At 37.8% G+C, this 17,840-nt stretch carries 16 protein-coding genes; 7 read left to right on the top strand and 9 right to left on the bottom strand.

Features of this window, described 5'->3' with window-relative positions:
• Positions 1 to 71 precede the first annotated feature (71 nt).
• Positions 72 to 773, bottom strand: coding sequence for a glutamine amidotransferase (locus AC1M9K_RS01190; RefSeq protein WP_481588231.1), 702 nt, complete (start codon positions 771 to 773; stop codon positions 72 to 74).
• Positions 774 to 856: 83 nt separating this feature from the next.
• Positions 857 to 1,429 (bottom strand): TetR/AcrR family transcriptional regulator, encoded by a 573-nt coding sequence (locus tag AC1M9K_RS01185; RefSeq protein WP_481588230.1) that lies wholly within the window; start codon positions 1,427 to 1,429, stop codon positions 857 to 859.
• 86 nt (positions 1,430 to 1,515) lie between these two features.
• Here AC1M9K_RS01185 and AC1M9K_RS01180 point away from each other — a divergent pair, with 86 nt between their 5' ends.
• The 3 genes from AC1M9K_RS01180 to AC1M9K_RS01170 all read left to right on the top strand — a co-directional run bounded on the left by AC1M9K_RS01180 (position 1,516) and on the right by AC1M9K_RS01170 (position 4,065).
• Positions 1,516 to 2,286 carry an SDR family oxidoreductase gene (locus AC1M9K_RS01180; RefSeq protein WP_481588229.1) on the top strand — a complete coding sequence of 257 codons (771 nt, stop codon included), beginning with the start codon at positions 1,516 to 1,518 and terminating at the stop codon, positions 2,284 to 2,286.
• Between the two features lie 22 nt (positions 2,287 to 2,308).
• Positions 2,309 to 2,911, top strand: coding sequence for a 2-hydroxychromene-2-carboxylate isomerase (locus tag AC1M9K_RS01175; RefSeq protein WP_481588228.1), 603 nt, complete (start codon positions 2,309 to 2,311; stop codon positions 2,909 to 2,911).
• Between the two features lie 101 nt (positions 2,912 to 3,012).
• Positions 3,013 to 4,065, top strand: coding sequence for an NAD(P)-dependent alcohol dehydrogenase (locus AC1M9K_RS01170; RefSeq protein WP_481588227.1), 1,053 nt, complete (start codon positions 3,013 to 3,015; stop codon positions 4,063 to 4,065).
• A 59-nt stretch (positions 4,066 to 4,124) separates the two neighbouring features.
• Here the strand turns inward: AC1M9K_RS01170 and exaC are convergent, their stop codons facing one another.
• Entirely contained in the window at positions 4,125 to 5,636 is a 1,512-nt protein-coding gene (gene exaC / locus AC1M9K_RS01165; RefSeq protein WP_035263774.1) for an acetaldehyde dehydrogenase ExaC, read from the bottom strand.
• Between the two features lie 204 nt (positions 5,637 to 5,840).
• Between exaC and AC1M9K_RS01160 the strand changes: the two genes are divergently transcribed.
• On the top strand, positions 5,841 to 7,016 hold the full coding sequence (locus AC1M9K_RS01160) for a sigma-54-dependent transcriptional regulator family protein (protein WP_481588226.1): 1,176 nt from the start codon (positions 5,841 to 5,843) through the stop codon (positions 7,014 to 7,016).
• A 202-nt stretch (positions 7,017 to 7,218) separates the two neighbouring features.
• Here the strand turns inward: AC1M9K_RS01160 and mdh are convergent, their stop codons facing one another.
• The 3 genes from mdh to AC1M9K_RS01145 form a co-directional block, all read right to left on the bottom strand.
• Positions 7,219 to 8,391, bottom strand: a complete 1,173-nt coding sequence (gene mdh, locus AC1M9K_RS01155) for an iron-dependent methanol dehydrogenase (RefSeq protein WP_035263769.1) — start codon at positions 8,389 to 8,391, stop codon at positions 7,219 to 7,221.
• Between the two features lie 306 nt (positions 8,392 to 8,697).
• Positions 8,698 to 9,663, bottom strand: coding sequence for an alpha/beta hydrolase (locus AC1M9K_RS01150; RefSeq protein ID WP_481588225.1), 966 nt, complete (start codon positions 9,661 to 9,663; stop codon positions 8,698 to 8,700).
• Between the two features lie 51 nt (positions 9,664 to 9,714).
• Entirely contained in the window at positions 9,715 to 10,545 is an 831-nt protein-coding gene (locus AC1M9K_RS01145) for an SDR family oxidoreductase (protein ID WP_481588224.1), read from the bottom strand.
• Positions 10,546 to 10,774: 229 nt separating this feature from the next.
• On the opposite strand from AC1M9K_RS01145, the gene AC1M9K_RS01140 reads away from it, so the two are divergent.
• The 3 genes from AC1M9K_RS01140 (at position 10,775) to AC1M9K_RS01130 (ending at position 15,049) form a co-directional block, all read left to right on the top strand.
• Entirely contained in the window at positions 10,775 to 12,799 is a 2,025-nt protein-coding gene (locus tag AC1M9K_RS01140) for a hypothetical protein (protein WP_481588223.1), read from the top strand.
• A 113-nt stretch (positions 12,800 to 12,912) separates the two neighbouring features.
• A complete protein-coding gene (locus AC1M9K_RS01135) occupies positions 12,913 to 14,628 on the top strand; it encodes an AAA family ATPase (protein WP_481588222.1) in 1,716 nt (571 codons plus the stop codon).
• A gap of 52 nt (positions 14,629 to 14,680) precedes the next feature.
• Positions 14,681 to 15,049: a 5-carboxymethyl-2-hydroxymuconate Delta-isomerase gene (locus tag AC1M9K_RS01130; protein ID WP_180027772.1), complete on the top strand. Its 369-nt coding sequence runs from the start codon at positions 14,681 to 14,683 to the stop codon at positions 15,047 to 15,049.
• 34 nt (positions 15,050 to 15,083) lie between these two features.
• Here AC1M9K_RS01130 and thiM read toward each other — a convergent pair whose 3' ends face one another.
• From thiM to AC1M9K_RS01115, 3 genes are all read right to left on the bottom strand, one after another.
• Positions 15,084 to 15,956, bottom strand: coding sequence for a hydroxyethylthiazole kinase (gene thiM / locus AC1M9K_RS01125; protein WP_481588221.1), 873 nt, complete (start codon positions 15,954 to 15,956; stop codon positions 15,084 to 15,086).
• Between the two features lie 9 nt (positions 15,957 to 15,965).
• Complete coding sequence (locus tag AC1M9K_RS01120; RefSeq protein WP_481588220.1) at positions 15,966 to 17,126, bottom strand: hypothetical protein; 1,161 nt, start codon at positions 17,124 to 17,126, stop codon at positions 15,966 to 15,968.
• A gap of 199 nt (positions 17,127 to 17,325) precedes the next feature.
• Entirely contained in the window at positions 17,326 to 17,589 is a 264-nt protein-coding gene (locus AC1M9K_RS01115) for a hypothetical protein (protein ID WP_035263756.1), read from the bottom strand.
• Positions 17,590 to 17,840 lie beyond the last annotated feature (251 nt).

Here is a 17,840-nt window from a genome sequence, read left to right as displayed (position 1 = left end):
GATATTGAATTTAGGTATAGCACAATCCAATATCCTGATCTACAGTTGGGTTGAAGGCAATTAAATCAAAATCATTTAATCTGTTCAATAAAACGGCTTAAGATTGAACCTGCCACAGATTCAAGTTTTTCAGCATAACGATGGTTATCTGCACGTAATTGAGTAATATCTATACCCGCTTTACGCAATTCGCAAGTATGACCAATCAACCATTTCTCTAAACTATCTGAGGTCACTTCAGGATGGAACTGGAGTGCTAAAATATTAGATCCAACTTGAAAAGCCTGATTTTTATAAATTTGAGTGCTCGCCAGAAGTTTCGATTGCGCGGGAAGATCAAAGGTATCACCATGCCAATGCAAAACTGGCACACCATTTAAAGAATTTAGAACGTTGTCTTGCTCATTTATAATATCTACCGTACTCCAGCCAATTTCTTTGGTGTGGCCGGCATATACTGCACTACCCAAGGCTTTTGAAATGAGTTGAGCACCTAGACAGATGCCAAGCGTAGGGCGTTGAAGTTTTAATCTTTCTTTAAGTAAGTCTATTTCTGTTTGTAGGAAAGGGTAATCTTCTGTTTCATAAACACCAATCGGTCCACCCAAAATAATGGTCAGACCTTCGTAGTTTAATGCTACTGAAAGATCATCCACACCTGCATCAAAATATCTGACCCGATAACCCAGTTGATATAGTGTCTCCTCAAAAGAACCTAGATCTTCAAAGGCTAAATGCTGTATTGCATATACTGTTTCAGGAAGCTTTCTCATGATGTGACGTTCTTAAAAGAATGATGAGGAAATTATAGAGCTTTTGGAACTAAGGTTTCGTCCATAAAACAATATAAAACGATTTATTTCGCAATCCCATTTTTTAATAATGTCTTGAGCATAGCTAGACTAGAATTGAGAATATCTTTTTTTAAGCGTTCATCTTGAACTCCACGTGCTAATAGTACGGAGCCCACCATTTGACAGAGTATTGCCCAAGCGAAATCAGGTTCTGGAGCATGCTGCGCAAATAGTTTGTAACCACGCTGAAGTTCTTTTTCAAAACATTGTTTAATGTCAGCATCAGCGCGTGAAACTTCAGCAGCAAGTGAGGGTAAAACACAGCCTTTTTCTGGGTGTTGAACGTGTAATAGAGAAAGATATCGGTTCATTTCAAAATCTAACCAAGATTCTGGATCTTGATGAGGATTCATTTCCCACTGTTGAATACTTGCTCCGATTTCAGATTCGATTAAGGCTTTAAATAAGTCGTTTTTTGAAGAAAAGTGAGAATAGAAAGCACCGCTGGTCATATTTGCAGCGTGCATAAAACCATCAACCCCAGTATTGTTAAAACCTTGTTTTTTTGCAAGTTCACCACTGGTTTTTAAAATATCACGACGTTTTTCTTCTTTATATCCTGCTTTATATCTCATATTGAATATTCAATAACCATTGACTGTGCCTCAAAACTATAACATAGTGATCGTTATAATAACGATCGTTATTTAATGGAGAGATGATGAACGATCAGCAGTCAGAAATTAATCATTCAGAAGAAAAATCAACATATAACAAGGTCGCACTGATCATTGGTGCAGGAGATGCCACAGGCAGTGAGATCGCAAAACGCTTTGCACGAGGTGGATATACTGCTTGTATGACTCGACGCAATGCAGACAAGCTTGCACTTGTCATCCGAGAGATTGAAGCACACGGTGGTAAAGCTTATGGATTTGCTTCAGATGCAAGAAAAGAAGATCAAGTGATTCAACTGATTGACACAATTGAACGTGACATTGGTCAGATTGAAGTATTGGTTTTTAATATTGGAGCAAATGTGCCGTGTAGCATTCTAGAAGAAACAGCACGTAAATATTTTAAAATCTGGGAAATGGCTTGTTTTAGTGCTTTTTTAAATGGTCGTGAAGTAGCTAAACGGATGGTCGCAAGGCAGCGCGGCACTATCATTTTTACTGGTGCAACAGCAAGTATTCGTGGTTCATCATACTTCAGCGCTTTTGCTGGCGCTAAACATGCGTTAAGAGCCTTAGCCCAAAGTATGGCGAAAGAGTTAGGGCCTCATCATATTCATGTTGCGCACGTCATTATTGATGGGGCGATTGATACTGATTTTATTAAAGATACTTTCCCTCATTTGTATGAAAAAAAACAGCATGACGGTATTTTAAATCCTCAACATATAGCTGATAACTATTGGCATATTGCTCATCAACCACGAGATGCTTGGACACATGAATTGGATTTGCGTCCATGGTCTGAACAGTGGTAATCATATTTAATAAGGATAAGACATGACTACACAACAACAAAAAGTTGAATTTTATTTCGACCTTGGCAGTCCATTTAGTTATTTGGCTTTTTACAAGCTACAAGAAATCACCAAAAAATATAATGCAGTGATTGATTACACACCAATTTTATTGGGTGGGATTTTTAAATCGACTGGTAACAAGAGTCCAATTGAGGTGCCTGCTAAAGGGATCTATTCAATGCAAGACTTAAGTCGTTGGTCAGATTATTATCAGATCCCGATGCAGATGAATCCATATTTTCCAATGAATACATTAACTTTAATGCGTATATTAACGGGAGTCAAAATCTATCATGATGAATATTTTGAAGTGATTTTGACCAAGCTTTTCGATGCGATGTTTAGAAAGCCCTTGAATTTAGCCGATCCAGAAGTTCTGATAAATTTATTTCAAGGTGATGCAATCGACGGTCAGCAACTTTTGGATTTAAGCCAAGATCAGGTAGTAAAACAAAAATTGATTGATGAAACAAACAATGCCGTACAACGAGGGGTATTCGGAGCACCTACATTTTTTTTGCGGGAAAATATGTACTGGGGGCAAGATCGCTTGCATTTTGTAGAGCGCGAATTACAAAAATAAGTGAAAAAGAAATTAAATTGAGACTCAGCTAAATTTATTAAAAATATTGATGTGATATAACGAATAAGAGAGTACGAAATTAACAGCTTGAGGGAGTCACGATGACCCATAATGTTTTAGCTTACGCAGCGCTTGATTCTAAAAGTCCATTGGTTCCATATACGTTTCAGCAACGTCAAGCTCGCCCCGATGATGTCATTATTGATATTGAATACTGCGGTGTATGTCATTCTGACTTACATCAAGCGCGTAATGATTGGGGTTTTAGTCGTTACCCAATTGTACCTGGTCATGAAGTAATTGGTCGCGTAAAAAACATCGGAGCATCGGTAACGAAGTTTAAGGTTGGAGATCTGGTCGGAATCGGGTGTATGGTAGATTCATGTCGTACTTGTTCTGCTTGTCACCAAGGTTTGGAGCAATATTGTGAAGCTGGCAATACACAAACGTATGGTAGTTTAGATCGTCATGATCAAACACCTACTTATGGTGGCTACGCACAAACGATCATTGCGAGCCAAGATTTTGTATTGAAAGTACCTGAAAATTTAGATACACAATCCATTGCACCCATCTTATGTGCTGGGATCACGACATGGTCGCCATTAAAACATTGGAATGTCGGTGAAGGCTCTAAAGTGGCTGTTGTTGGACTCGGTGGTTTAGGTCATATGGCGATTAAACTTGCTCATGCACTTGGTGCAGAAGTGACTTTATTTACACGATCAGCAAATAAAGAACAGGATGCACATGATTTAGGTGCAGATCATGTCGTGTTATCAACAGATCCAACACAAATGAAATCAGTGAAAAATCAGTTTGATTTAATTATTGATACTGTGCCTTATGATCATGATTTAAAGCCTTATATTCCGACACTTGCATTGAGTGGGACACTGGTATTGGTAGGCTATCTCGGAGAATTTAGCAGCAATTCCGTGCCCATGATTATGGGAAGAAAATCAATCGCTGGATCGGTGATTGGTGGGATTCAAGAAACTCAAGAACTACTTGATTTTTGTGGTCAGCACAATATCGTGTCAGATGTTGAAGTCATTGATATGCAAAATATTAATGAGGCATTTGAGCGAATGCTTCAAAGTGATGTCAAATATCGTTTTGTGATTGATATGAAAAGTCTACAAGCCAGCTAATCCATTAAGCTCCTGTAGCAGAAAAGAAGCGGCAATCAGCCGCTTCTTTAGCTTTTGTTTTAGAAGAAACCCATTGGTTTAGTTGAGTAACTCACCAATAAATTTTTAGTTTGTTGGTAATGATCCAGCATCATTTTATGATTTTCACGACCAATCCCTGATTTTTTATAACCGCCAAAAGCAGCATGAGCAGGGTAGATATGGTAGCAATTTGTCCAGACTCGACCTGATTGAATTGCACGTCCTGCACGATAAGAAGTATGCGCTGATCGTGACCAAACACCAGCACCTAATCCATAAATGGTGTCATTGGCAATGTTGATAGCATCGTCGAAATCTTTAAATGTTGTCACAGCCAAAACTGGTCCAAAAATTTCTTCTTGGAATGTTTTCATGCTGTTATTGCCTTTGAAAATCGTCGGCTCAATATAAAAACCTTGTCCAATTTCTTCACGTGCTTGACCACCTGTAAGAATTTGAGCACCTTCTTCACGACCTGTCGCAATACAACCTAAAATTTTATCTTGTTGCTCTTGCGAGGCTTGAGCACCAATCATGGTTTCTGTATCAAGTGGATGTCCTGTTTTAATTCGCTTCACGCGCTCTACAGCCATCTCTAAGAATTTATCAGCAATACTTTCCTGGACTAAAGCGCGTGATGGACAAGTACAAATTTCTCCCTGATTCAGGGCAAACATGGCAAAACCTTCAAGCGCTTTATCTAGATATTCATCATCCTTATCCATGATGTCTTCGAAGAAAATATTTGGAGATTTGCCACCCAGTTCTAATGTCACTGGAATAATATTTTCGGTGGCATATTGCATAATTAATTGACCAACCGCAGTTGAGCCAGTAAATGCAATTTTTGAAATACGTGGATTTGTGGCAAGAGGGCGTCCTACTTCAACACCATAACCATTGACGATATTCAGCACACCTGGTGGTAAAATATCTTGTATCAGTTCAACTAAAACTAGAATACTAACTGGAGTTTGCTCAGCTGGTTTTAAAACAATACAGTTCCCCGCTGCTAATGCAGGAGCAAGTTTCCACGCCGCCATTAAAATCGGAAAGTTCCAAGGAATAATCTGTCCAACGACACCCAACGGCTCATGAAAATGGTAAGCGATAGTATCTTCATCAATTTCTGAAATACCACCTTCTTGTGCGCGGATACAGCCAGCAAAATAGCGGAAATGGTCAATACACAGTGGAATATCTGCAGCTAAGGTTTCACGGATAGGTTTACCATTGTCCCATGTTTCTGCCACAGCAAGTAATTCTAGATTCTCTTCTAAGCGATCTGCTATTTTTAATAAAATGTTAGAGCGAGTTGTTGCAGACGTTTTGTTCCATTCAGTTTTAGCGGCATGAGCTGCGTCTAAAGCGAGCTCAATATCCTCGACTGAAGAACGGGGAACTCGAGTAAAGACTTTCCCATCTACGGGAGAAAGATTATCAAAATACTCACCTTTTACTGGAGGAACCCATTTCCCACCAATGAAATTTTCGTATTGTGCTTTAAATTGAACTTTAGAATCTGGTTGATTGGGATCAGCGTAGCGCATAGTGTCCATCCTTTGGTTGTGCTATAAAGTTATGGAAAATATCTTCGTCTTTGGTATTAGATATCTTCTATTATTGATGAGTTAACATAACCACTATAAGGTTGGAAAAAGGTTGGAATGATGAAGGTTTACAACTGATCAACAAATACTATAACTATAATAAGTACAACACATGCATATTGGGAAATGTTGAGATAATAAGGAATGAACTCAATGCAGACTCTAATCAAGCAAAGACAACAAATAGAAACACTTAGAGAGAAAATCAGTCTTTCAACTGTACAGGCGAAACAACTTGGTCAGCATATTTTAAAGTCTTGGCAAAGATCGAAGTTGGCAGAAATTCCTAAAGAGCGAATGGTAGCGCCGTTGATCACAACGAGTACTGTTGAAAGTAACAGCCTAAATCAAGCATTGAAAATATGTGAACAAGAGTTAAAACATGTTGCACAACAATCATCTATGGTACTTGCGGTAGGCGATATCAACAGCACCATTATTTGGACGGAAGCTAGTCAACAAATGCGTAAGGCTGCAGAACGTGTTCACTTTATTGAAGGCGGTCAATGGCGGGAGGAAGTGGTTGGAACCAATGCTTTAGCATTAACCTTGAAAACTGAAAAATCAAGTTGTGTGTTTTCAAATGAACACTATATGGAGTCTATTCATGATTGGGTGTGCTATGCAGCGCCAATTGTTGATCCATTTTCGAAGCAACTCATTGGTGTATTAGATTTATCAACGACATGGGATCATCACAATAGTTTTGGACTACTCGCAGCAGAACGTTGTGCATCTTTAATACAATCAGCATTACTGAATTATCAACGCCAACATTTATTTATTCGTACCTTTGGAATTCCTCAAGTCATATTTAACGGACGTACCTTGGTGGTTACCCCTAGACAGATTGAAATTTTGACAATATTGGCATTATGTCCTCAAGGGCTTAGCTTAGATTCGCTTCATCAAGCTTTGTATGGGGAGCGAAAGGTAAGCATGGGAACTTTAAAAGCTGAAATGTCCCAGCTTCGAGATTTATTGGGTGGAATGTTAGGCTCAAGACCCTATAAATTACTGGCGCATATTGAGGCTGATTTCCTCCAAATCGAAAATGCTTTAGACGTTGGATTTATTGATAAAGCTTTACAGCAGGTCAATGGTGTAATGCTCGCAAAAACAGAAAGCCCATTCTTATGTTCTTGGCGAAATTGTTTAGATTCGCGTTTGAGTGAAGCAATTTTTAACTATTGTGATGTTGAAGTGCTTTTAAAATACATTGCACGAAATCCTGATGCAGTTGATGCAATGGAGCGTTTAATGGAGTTGTCACCGCAAGATCATTCAACGCAACAACTTTTACAGCACTATCGTAATTGAGCCGAATTAAAGTAAAACACAACGGCCTAAAGCATATTCTTCGTATTGTTAACGTATTTTATCCTCATTTATTTATACCTACAAAAATTTAACGCCGCCGTTCCTGATGTAATGCACTATCAGATTCGATTGAGAATCAAAGAGTAAAAAAGAGAATCTGAAGTGTATCCAGATTCTCTTTTAGATCTAGCAACTCAAAAGTTTACATTGCAGCTTTAAAAATGTTGATGACTTGTTGGAGATCTGCTTTACGTGGGTTAGTGAGCATGCAGGCATCTTTTTGTGCATTTTGAGCCATCACTTCTAAATCTTCCTCTTTAACCGAAAGCTCTTTTAATCCTGTTGGAATGCCAATAGATTGAGAGAGGATTTTTATCGCATCAATTGCTGCATATGCAGCTTCATTAATGGTTAATCCTTCAATATTTACACCCATTAATTCAGCTATTTTGGCATAACGATCAGGGCAGGCAATTAAGTTGAACTCACAGACATGGGGGAGCAAAATCGCGTTACATACACCATGGGGAAGATTATAAAAACCGCCTAATTGGTGAGCCATGGCATGTACATAACCTAAAGAGGCGTTATTAAATGCCATGCCTGCCAAATATTGTGCATAACTCATTGCATCACGTGCTTCAATATTCTCACCATTAGCAACCGCTGGACTCAGCCATTGACTGATCATGCTGATAGCTTTTTCAGCACAGGCATCCGTAATTGGATTTGCTGCTGTTGAAACATAGGCTTCGACGGCATGAGTAAGCGCATCCATACCTGTTGCAGCTGTCAATGCTGCAGGTTTTGCGATCATCAGTTTAGGATCATCTATGGCAATCAGTGGAGTGCAACGCCAATCGACGATTGCCATTTTTACATGGGTTTCTGTATTGGTAATAATACAGAAACGCGTCATTTCCGAAGCAGTTCCTGCAGTTGTGTTGATTGCAATAAGAGGTGTCATCGGAACCGTACTTTTATCGATTCCTTCATAGTCGCGAATGTGCCCACCACCTGCAGTCACTAAACCAATACCTTTAGCACAATCGTGTGAAGAGCCACCACCTAAAGAAATAATAAAATCACAAGCATTATTATTGTAGGCTTCCACACCATCATGGACATTAATATCAGTCGGATTAGGCTCGGCACCAGCAAATATGTAGCTCTCCACTTGCGCTTCTTTTAAATAGCCAGCGATGATATCTGCGACACCAAATTTGTATAAACCTGCATCAGTCACAATCAGTGCTTTTTTAGCCCCTAAATTTTGAGCTTTGCTTCCAACTTCTTTAGCACTACCTGGTCCGAAAAGTGAAACACAAGGGATATAAAAACCGTTTGTTTGGTCTGCAATATTTTTAAAAGCCATGGTGAGATTCCTTTTACCATTTATTGTTGTGTTCGGTGATATTTACCGTGTTTACAGTATTGGACACTCTTGCGATGATGTGTACCTACCAAATACCAACCCAATTTCTCCATGGCTCAAAACAAGAAACAGCAAGCAAGAAATAATATTTCAAATGGGTGAAAAGGAGATTGGTAGCAAAGGTATGTGAAGCGATGGGGAGGTTGAAGAATAGTAATATTGTATGACCAAGAGAAAGTCTATTCAGCTTGATCATTACACATTAACAATCAAGACCAGTAAAATGAGGTCTTAGATGAACAGAATTTAGAGATTTTTTGAAGCAAGCCAAGCAAAGAGTTGGTCATACACTTGCTGACGAACCAGTTTTTTGGAAAGAACCAAATCATGCAGACCATCTTTAATTGTCATTACAGTGACATCACCTTGTAATTCTTTTGCATATTTTTCAATGGTTTTTACATCTAAAATCACATCAGAGGTCTGAGCATCAATGTTATATTTCTTGGGATTGGTCGTGCGACTTGAGTGCATAACAAGAAGCGGAACTGAAATTTTAGGACCAGATTGGATTTTCTGTTGTGCTTTCACAACAGCACCGATAAAACTCAAATACACTTTGGTGTAGGTTTTAGGTTTAAGCTTGAGATCAAAACTCCATTCACCGTTCAAATTTTCGTGCAAACTCTTCACGTAAAACTTATTTAACTCACTTGGTAATTGCATCAACGGAAATTGCTGAGCTAATTTTGCAATCATTGGAAGCGCATATTTCTTTTTTAATACATTCATATTGAAATCATAAAAGGGGCTGTTGGCCCAGATTGCTTTAATCAATGGATGATCAGGGTGTCGAATTGAAAAATAAGTGGCAGTTAAACCGCCTGTAGAATGACCGCATAATAATACCGATTCATTTCCCTCACTTTGAATTGTATTCAATGCGGCATGAATATCTTCATCGTATTCGGTTAGGTGTTTCACAAAATAAGGTTTTTGATGCGGAAGTAGTGATCTACCGTATTTTCTAAGGTCAATGGCGTAAAACTGAAAACCTTGGGCATTAAATTTTTTCGCCATTTCTTGTTGAAAGAAATAATCAATAAAGCCATGGATATACAGCACAGCTTTAGTTGATGGAATATCTGATGGACGACGTACTAATGTTGCAATAACCTCACCATCATAATCAGGCGAAAATTTGAAAATATGTTGCTCAAATTTTTCACCTAAAATGTCGGGTTGGTAGTGTAGCGTGGTCTCAGCACTCATTTTTTCGATCATCTATTGATTCATTCCCTGATTCAAAACTGTTTAGGTTGATTATAAATATTCTTTTAAAAGTTGTTCTGTCTCGTCAAACAATCGCTGAGCTAAACTACGATTTTTCGCATGTGCAGATTGAAAAGCTGGTGTTTGCAAACTTTTGTATTGACCTGTTTTCTTAGACCATTCAGGTAATAACGCAATTTGATGAATAAGATTTGCTGGTTTGTTGGGTGAGATTAAGAACAATTTTAAAGCGCGATATTGATAGTTAGGAAGCTCGCGATAAATTTCGGAATCCACACCACCTGGATGAATTGCATTACTGGTGATAGATGTGCCTTTGAGCTTTTCAGCTAAGGCATGACTAAATAGTAAATTTGCTAATTTACTATTTCCATAGCTGAGTACACCGTTATACTTTTTAACAGAATGAAATTTAAATTGATGTGTGTCAATTTTACCCAGAACATGCATCATGGATGCAAGATGAATGATACGGCCTGAAGGCGCGTTTTGAAGTAAAGGTAACAATTGTATTGTCCACACAAAATGTCCTAGATAATTGACACCTATTTGTTTTTCAAAACCATTAGCCGTTTCTTCTAATTTAGGCGTCATCAGACCTGCATTGTTGACCAAAATATCAATCTGTGAATATTTTTCTTTTAAGGTTTGTGCTGCAGATTTGACTTGATTTAAATCATTTAAATCTAATTCTACAATATCAATTTGACCATGACCTTTGGTGCTGATTTCTGCTTTAGCTTTCTGAGCTTTATCCAAATTACGACAAGCAAGCACGACGTGATGACCATCTTCAACAAATTTTTTTGCTGTCGCTAATCCAATTCCTGTATTTGCACCTGTAATCACCACTGTTTTCATTATTGTCTCTAAAGTTCTTAGTATGAGATTGTTTTAATACAGTCAGAGCAGTGAGTCAAACCTACTTTCAAGAAATTTTCATATAATTGCTGCATGATACGAACTGCTAATGTGACTCATACAAAAGTTACAGAATCTGAATAGCACAACTCATTTTAAGATAGAATAATGTGGTTATATCGTTGTTATTTTTAAAAATCTTCCAGTCTTTCATATTTAGGCAAACTGTATGCTGGCGTGTCCTCCGCAAAATCCAAAGCAACGTCATCAATATACTGCACAGGCATTAATTGATCATTGCGATACACTCAAAGCTGTATTTCAGGATCAGTGGTTATATCTATGGACGATTACGCCTGAAAATTTATTCGTAATTGATCAGGAAAATAATAGCTTAATAATCGCAGATGGATTGCTCACAGTTGAGTGTATCGATGATTATAAAATTCAATTTTATACATCTCACGCAAATATCGAGATTCAAAAAATTGCGGATTTCATGTTCAATGATTTTAGTTTTATCTTTAATCATAAGGCCTCACATCATTCTTTATATTTAAAAACGAAAGTGCAGTTATTTCGTCAAATGCTGGTTGAAGAAGTCTTTAAATGGGTCGATGGAGAAAATCGTGTTGAACAGTGCCTCTATAATTTGACCGATCAGCAAGCGATGCAGTTAGATCGAATCATGATACAAAGTGAGTATTATGATGAACCTCATTTGCTGAATTTCAGTCGATTTGGTGCTCAAATACCTCTGGAAGTTGAACTAAATTTTAAACATCTGTGTTTGGTCAATTCAGTCATGGGAGATAATTTTCTTGCAGTGCAAAAATTGATTCCAGTATACGATCGGTTAAGCACTTCAGCAGAATTAATGTTGCCAAAACGGTTATATCGTATGGCACAAATTTCTTTCGAAGAACAATTTAGCTTATCTCAATTGGTAGACTTAGAGCCTGATTTCAATTTACTCAAACAGCATAACGAGCAAACACCGCATTTATTAGGTTTTACACGTTGGATCAAACGAGGGTATTGGCAGTATCAAGATATTTTCAATAAACAAAATTTTTTAAATAAAGATGTGCAATATTGGGTAGAAGATATAGCGCAACAGTCGCCACTGTTTATACACAAAAGAGCAGTGAATTGGTTATTTAAACAAGATTATCTTGTCATCGACTGGGTAAGTGAAAATTTAAAAGATCCCAATATTCGATTGGCCGTCACCGCTTTAAGTTTTGTGGATTGCTCTAAAGTACATCCGCATGTCATACAACTCTCGATTCAATATTTTGAACAGGTTATCGGTCGTTTATTTATTTCTGAGTGTTTACGTATTTCACAGCAACAATCATGGTTTGAACTATCTGCTGAGCATGAGCCGCTAAATGTTCAATATTCTAAAAAATCACAACCTCTCACGGCTTCTATTTTATATCTTAATGAATGGTTGGACTTGTTATGGTCATTGGATCAGCAAGGATTGAGTTCAGTGAAATATGTCTTTAAACGTATTTCTCAAGTGATGCAGTCTTATATGTTGTTTTTAAATGACTTAGTTAAAGATCTACCTGATGAAATCATCAAATTTATTGAGCCCTCAACACAACATCAAACGCATTTTCATTTCTTGATGCAGCAGTATCATATCAATCTAGATGAGTTTAGGCAGCGCTTTAAACATCCAAACTCTCAATATAACCGCAGCAATAGTATTTTTGACTCTTATGTCGCAGATTATCTCATTGATTTTTTTCAACAAGATCGAACCATTGCGAAAAACATGACTTGGCCCGCATGGTATCAGCAAGCAATACGTTGGCATCAGCATTTACATTATGTGGATACATTGACGACTTTGAAATTGAGACATGCTGAAAGTCATTGGAAACGAGTATCACCTCAAGCAGTCATGTATACAGAGAATTGGAAATTTGTGGAGTTGAATGAATTAGAGCAAATTATTCAAGAGTCTGTAAATTATAAACATTGTCTGGCTTTATCTTATACCCAAAGAATTATTGATGGTGAATATGTGGCGTTCCATATGTCAAATTTACATGATCCCTCACAGCATTTGACACTCGGTTGTTTTTTTAAATTCGATCAGCTTCATTTTGACCAACTGCGTTTGCCCAATAATGAAGTTGCTGATCTAAAGGTTGTGAGGGAGGCCAAAGAGTTTGTACACCAAGTCAATGAAATGTTGATTTGGAATTTTGGAGATCCGGAACAAATCAACAACTGATGCGCCTTAAATTGACGTATTCACGCGTTAACATGATCACAAGGCTGATTTTTGGCTTAACTTTTTGATGAAATGTCGTTAGGCTATGAGCGTTCAAATTAGGTTAAGCACATATGAAACAAGAAACTGCACTGAAGTTAATGAAAGCAGGAGAAAATGTCTTTTTGACAGGTTCTGCAGGTGCAGGAAAAACGTATACGCTTAATCGATATATTAATTATCTTAAGGCACGAAAAGTTTCAGTCGCCATTACTGCATCTACAGGCATTGCAGCCACACACATGAATGGGATGACCATTCATACGTGGGCGGGGATCGGCATCAAAGATTTTTTATCAGATGATGATCTAAAGCGCATGAAAGAGCGCAAATATCTTAAAGAGCATCTAGAAAATGCGCAGGTATTGATCATTGATGAAATTTCGATGCTACATGCGAAGCAGCTTAATTTAGTTAATCAAGTGCTCAAGTTTTTTAAAGAGTCTGATGAAGCATTTGGTGGCATACAGGTGATTGCCGCTGGAGATTTCTTCCAGTTACCACCAGTCGGACGCAATGACGAAAAAAATCGAGATAAATTCTGTTTTATGTCCCAAGCTTGGGTAGAGGCGAAATTTCGTGTTTGTTATTTAACTGAACAACATCGACAAGATGACTCAGCCTTGAATGATATTTTGAATGCAATTCGTGCACAAAATATTCAAGCTGAGCATATTCAAGCTTTACAACAAACCCGTGAGCAAGATATTGGTGAAACATTTACACGTTTGTATACCCATAATATGGATGTTGATGCCATTAATTACCGTCATTTAAATGAGATTGATGGGGATGGTCATCAATTTTGTGCACAAATGGATGGTAATGAAAAATTAATCGAGACATTAAAATCTTCCGTACGTGCACCAGAAGAATTGACCTTAAAGAAACATGCCAAAGTCATGTTTGTAAAAAACAATTTTGATGTGGGTTATATCAATGGCAGCCTTGGTGAAGTCATTGGCTTTGAAGAAGTAGATGATCACGGGGTATTACCTAAAGTTAAATTAACAGACGGCACTGTTCTGGTGGTCGAACCTGAAACCTGGTCTGTTGATAATGATGCAGGAAAGACAATCGCGAGTTTTTCCCAAGTTCCTTTACGGTTAGCTTGGGCGATTACTATTCATAAGTCTCAAGGGATGACTTTATCGGCGGCAGAAATCAATTTGGCGAATACCTTTGAAAAGGGTCAGGGCTATGTCGCGTTATCTCGTTTGAAATCTATTGATGGTCTAAGGTTACTCGGTTTCAATGAGCAAGCATTAGAATTGGACAGTTTAGCGATTAAAGCCGACCGAAGATTTCAAGAACTCTCTGATGAAGCAGAAGCGCATTTTGGTGATGCTGATTTAGAAGCGCAACATAAGGCATTTATTCGGCACTGTGGTGGCACACTCAATGAGCTTGAGATTAGTCGTAATGAGAAAAAAATTGCCAAAAATGCAGGTAAAGCCAATTATGCCACCGCGACTCTCGATGAAACTCGCGAGCTCTTTGAAAATGGTTATGAAATTCAGGATATTGCGGTTGAGCGTGGTTTAACGCCAGCAACCATTATTAACCACTTAGCCAAACTTCATCGAGAGCAGGGCTTAGATATCTCGGTTGCTCATCCTGGGGATGAAGTCGTTGAACAAGTACGTAAAATCTATAAAAAATTACTTAAAAGACAGAGTCCTGAACATTTCGGTGAAGATGGTGCGATCAAGTTGCGTCCGATCGTGGAAAATACCAATCCGCGTATGGGCTATGACCAAGTGAGATTAGCCTTATTATTTATTGAATAATGAGTTACGCATTTGAAATTGATTTTTTAACACATAAGCAAAGGGAATTAAGATGCCACAGATGATCGTTGAGTATTCGGATAATATTCAAAATTTAGATGCGAAAGCGTTGCTTTTAGGCTTAAACCACGCTTTATTTGATACAGGTCTAGTGGGGCATCCTTCTGATATCAAATCACGTATTCGTGCTAATAGTGATTTCCTGATTGGTTTTGGCGAAGAGCCTCAAGCCTATATTCATGTTCGTTTAGGGATCATGACGGGGCGTAATGAAGAGCAAAAGAATCTTATTTCAGATCGCTTAAATGAGTATCTTCATAGCTTTAATGGTTATCATGCTCAAGGCTTAACGGTTCAATTGATCATTGAGTTGGCGGAAATGCCAAAAGAGCATTATCGTAAAGGTAGAGTTCAGAAGTAAGACAAAAAAGGCTGAAGTGATCTTCAGCCTTTTGTTATGCAGCAAAAGTCAGTATTTCGATATCTGCACTATTTTGAATTTTTTCAGCCGAATAGCTATAGAGTTCATCGATAAAAGCGACATTAAAACTTCCGACAGTTTGAGCCTGCGTATAAGCGAGCTTCCCTGCGATGGCAAAGTGTACATGGGCAGCAATACAGGCAATGGTTGGGTTTGTTACGCCAGCATAAGCAGCAATTAATGCACCTAAGGCGCATCCTGTAGCGGTAACTTTTGGCTGTAAATGTGAACCTCCATTAATCTTAACCATACATCCATAAGACTTAGAAAGAATAAAATCAGATTCGCCAGAAATTGCGATACATTCAGAGTAATCTAATAAAGTTTTTGCCTGTTCTACTACGGCAGCGCTATCGAGGGTACTGTCTACACCCTTAGATTGATTTTGTTGTCCTGCTAAGCTCCCAATTTCTGAAGCATTACCTCGGATAATGGTGGGTTTAAACCGCAATAAATCATTTGTAATTTCAGTACGCCATGGCAAAACAGCACTATAGCCAACAGGATCTAATACCCAAGGTATATTTTTTTTGTGAGCAGTTTCTGTGGCAATTTTCATTGCGGCAACTTGTTCTGTATGAGGAGTCCCTAAATTGATACTTAAAGCTTGACTAATACTCACGAAACTTTCAGCTTCAAAAGGATTATCAATCATGGCAGGTGAGGCACCAGCAGCTAACAGTACATTTGCGACATAGTTGGCAGCAACCTGATTGGTCATACAATGCACTAAAGGTTGAGTGGTTTTTAACAGATGCCATGCTTCAATGACCTGTTTAAGAATCTCTTGGGTTTGAACCTCAATATCTTTTGGAGCATTTGCTATCAAGTTTTCTGGATGATTCATAGTCGTTCGCTAGCGTGTAAAATAGTGGTCTTGGTGATTACAATTACGACAAATTAAACTGACATAGTCATCTGCGTCATAATCCACAGAAAGTTCATTCGAGCCACAATTCATACAACGTTTTTGTGAGTAAAAATTTAAACGTGGCTCAATTTTACTCCACGATCGCCAAACGGGTTGAAAAAAGATTGATTCATCATAGCCTAGAAAATGAAAAAATAAGATTTCGCTCATTTTACTTAAAGGCAAGTTAGGTAGCCTTGGCAGTGTTGAGGTTTCCCATTTTTCAGCTAAAGAACGTTCACGATATTGCTGTAAGGTCTTTTTTAAAAGGTTGGTATTGATAAAATTTTCATTACGGGCTTGGAGTGCTTTCTGATGGTGCAAATACTCAAGCGCAGTTTGAACTAAATAATAGATTTGACCCACAGCGAGAGAGTCTAATAATCTAAAACAAAAGGTTTGAAAACTCTGATTTCCAGCAATTTGAACGCCCCAAGTACGACAGTAGTATTGCGCAAATTGAATAATTTCTTGGTACAACAGAGTATAGAGTGCACTTTTGACTTCATCACTATTTATAAATGGTACACCTTGGCTCAGATTTTCATAAAAGAGCTGACGTAACGCTTGGGTAATACTAAACAAGCTCGGTTCAGAATAGCCGTCAAGACGGACATTAATATAGTATTGACTGAGTTCACTCGAAAAGTCACGTGGGACAAGAATATTGTCTTTCAAAAGTTGTTTCATCAAATGATTTTGAAATAAATAACTTGGAGTAATGGTGTGATATTTAATATTTTCCCAATCGATGAATTCTTGATGTTGGGTATGCTCATGAACTTGTTGATCTAATATTGAGAGTAAAAACAACTTGTGCATAAAGCTCAGTTGATGCAAATCGAGTTCTTGTATGTCTTTATTCTTCGATGCAATTTTACGTTGTTCTTGAATGCGAGTTTCCTGCATCATTTTCTTTCGTTTTGCTGTGCAACGCTCGCAATGACAGTTGCGGTTTTCATCTTGAAAGACTTGATGATGGCAGTGAGAGCATTGATGGAATAGGATTTCTTTATCAAATTCTTCTGCTTCAATAAAGTACATACTGGCCTGACAAAGTGGACAGAAACTACTTTCATCAGCATTTTTTTGGAGAATTTGCAACATAGCAGCACTTTAATTTCAAGATAAAAGAATTATACACACGATTGTTCAACATCGCTTGATTGAGTCAGGATTGAAAACAAATCTGACTGGTGTTGCGATCAATAAAATAAGCAGGTGAATGCCTGCTTATGTGAAAGATATGAATAGATCGAACCGGAAAATTATTTCCTCAAGTGTTAGATCGACCTAGATGTAGGATTTAATAGGTTAAAGGGCAAGGGAGCTCTGAATCGGAAAAATGTTGCATTTTAGCTTGGATAAGTACCTGAGATTTCTTTTGAGATAATCTCTTGATTCCGAGTGCATCATAGTTTTTCAATACAGCTGTGACTTCTGATGTTTCAATAGGCATTCCCTCGCTGGTTAAAAATGCTGCAATCACGCGATGATCAATTTTAGCAGCATCCATCATCTGCATGGTTTTGATGTTTTCTACTCTGACTATATGGTCCCTGATGAGCATGATTCACCTCATTTATGATTTATAATTTTTTTGATGATTACCGCTCTTAAACTGAAGCAATAATTATGCTTGAAAATTAAGAAGTGAATTTTTGTTACATTTCTATCGTACTTAGACAAGATATTTGAAACGGGTAATAAAGAAGCAAACTGTTGTTACTACAAATAAATTAAATTGAAAAAAAATGAATAGACCCATATTAAATAGAGCGTCAAACACAGACAATTCGTCAATTTTGACCTATGATCAAT

It is taken from the genome of Acinetobacter sp. 24-47-67, assembly GCF_056779735.1.
This window is presented reverse-complemented; position numbering and strand designations above follow the sequence as displayed.

Bases quoted from the DNA above. Each gene is read 5' to 3' on its own strand.
- AC1M9K_RS01190 (WP_481588231.1), bottom strand. From the start codon at position 773: ATGAGAAAGCTTCCTGAAACAGTATATGCAATACAGCATTTAGCCTTT.
- AC1M9K_RS01185 (WP_481588230.1), bottom strand. From the start codon at position 1,429: ATGAGATATAAAGCAGGATATAAAGAAGAAAAACGTCGTGATATTTTA.
- AC1M9K_RS01180 (WP_481588229.1), top strand. From the start codon at position 1,516: ATGAACGATCAGCAGTCAGAAATTAATCATTCAGAAGAAAAATCAACA.
- AC1M9K_RS01175 (WP_481588228.1), top strand. From the start codon at position 2,309: ATGACTACACAACAACAAAAAGTTGAATTTTATTTCGACCTTGGCAGT.
- AC1M9K_RS01170 (WP_481588227.1), top strand. From the start codon at position 3,013: ATGACCCATAATGTTTTAGCTTACGCAGCGCTTGATTCTAAAAGTCCA.
- exaC (WP_035263774.1), bottom strand. From the start codon at position 5,636: ATGCGCTACGCTGATCCCAATCAACCAGATTCTAAAGTTCAATTTAAA.
- AC1M9K_RS01160 (WP_481588226.1), top strand. From the start codon at position 5,841: ATGAACTCAATGCAGACTCTAATCAAGCAAAGACAACAAATAGAAACA.
- mdh (WP_035263769.1), bottom strand. From the start codon at position 8,391: ATGGCTTTTAAAAATATTGCAGACCAAACAAACGGTTTTTATATCCCT.
- AC1M9K_RS01150 (WP_481588225.1), bottom strand. From the start codon at position 9,663: ATGAGTGCTGAGACCACGCTACACTACCAACCCGACATTTTAGGTGAA.
- AC1M9K_RS01145 (WP_481588224.1), bottom strand. From the start codon at position 10,545: ATGAAAACAGTGGTGATTACAGGTGCAAATACAGGAATTGGATTAGCG.
- AC1M9K_RS01140 (WP_481588223.1), top strand. From the start codon at position 10,775: ATGCTGGCGTGTCCTCCGCAAAATCCAAAGCAACGTCATCAATATACT.
- AC1M9K_RS01135 (WP_481588222.1), top strand. From the start codon at position 12,913: ATGAAACAAGAAACTGCACTGAAGTTAATGAAAGCAGGAGAAAATGTC.
- AC1M9K_RS01130 (WP_180027772.1), top strand. From the start codon at position 14,681: ATGCCACAGATGATCGTTGAGTATTCGGATAATATTCAAAATTTAGAT.
- thiM (WP_481588221.1), bottom strand. From the start codon at position 15,956: ATGAATCATCCAGAAAACTTGATAGCAAATGCTCCAAAAGATATTGAG.
- AC1M9K_RS01120 (WP_481588220.1), bottom strand. From the start codon at position 17,126: ATGTTGCAAATTCTCCAAAAAAATGCTGATGAAAGTAGTTTCTGTCCA.
- AC1M9K_RS01115 (WP_035263756.1), bottom strand. From the start codon at position 17,589: ATGCTCATCAGGGACCATATAGTCAGAGTAGAAAACATCAAAACCATG.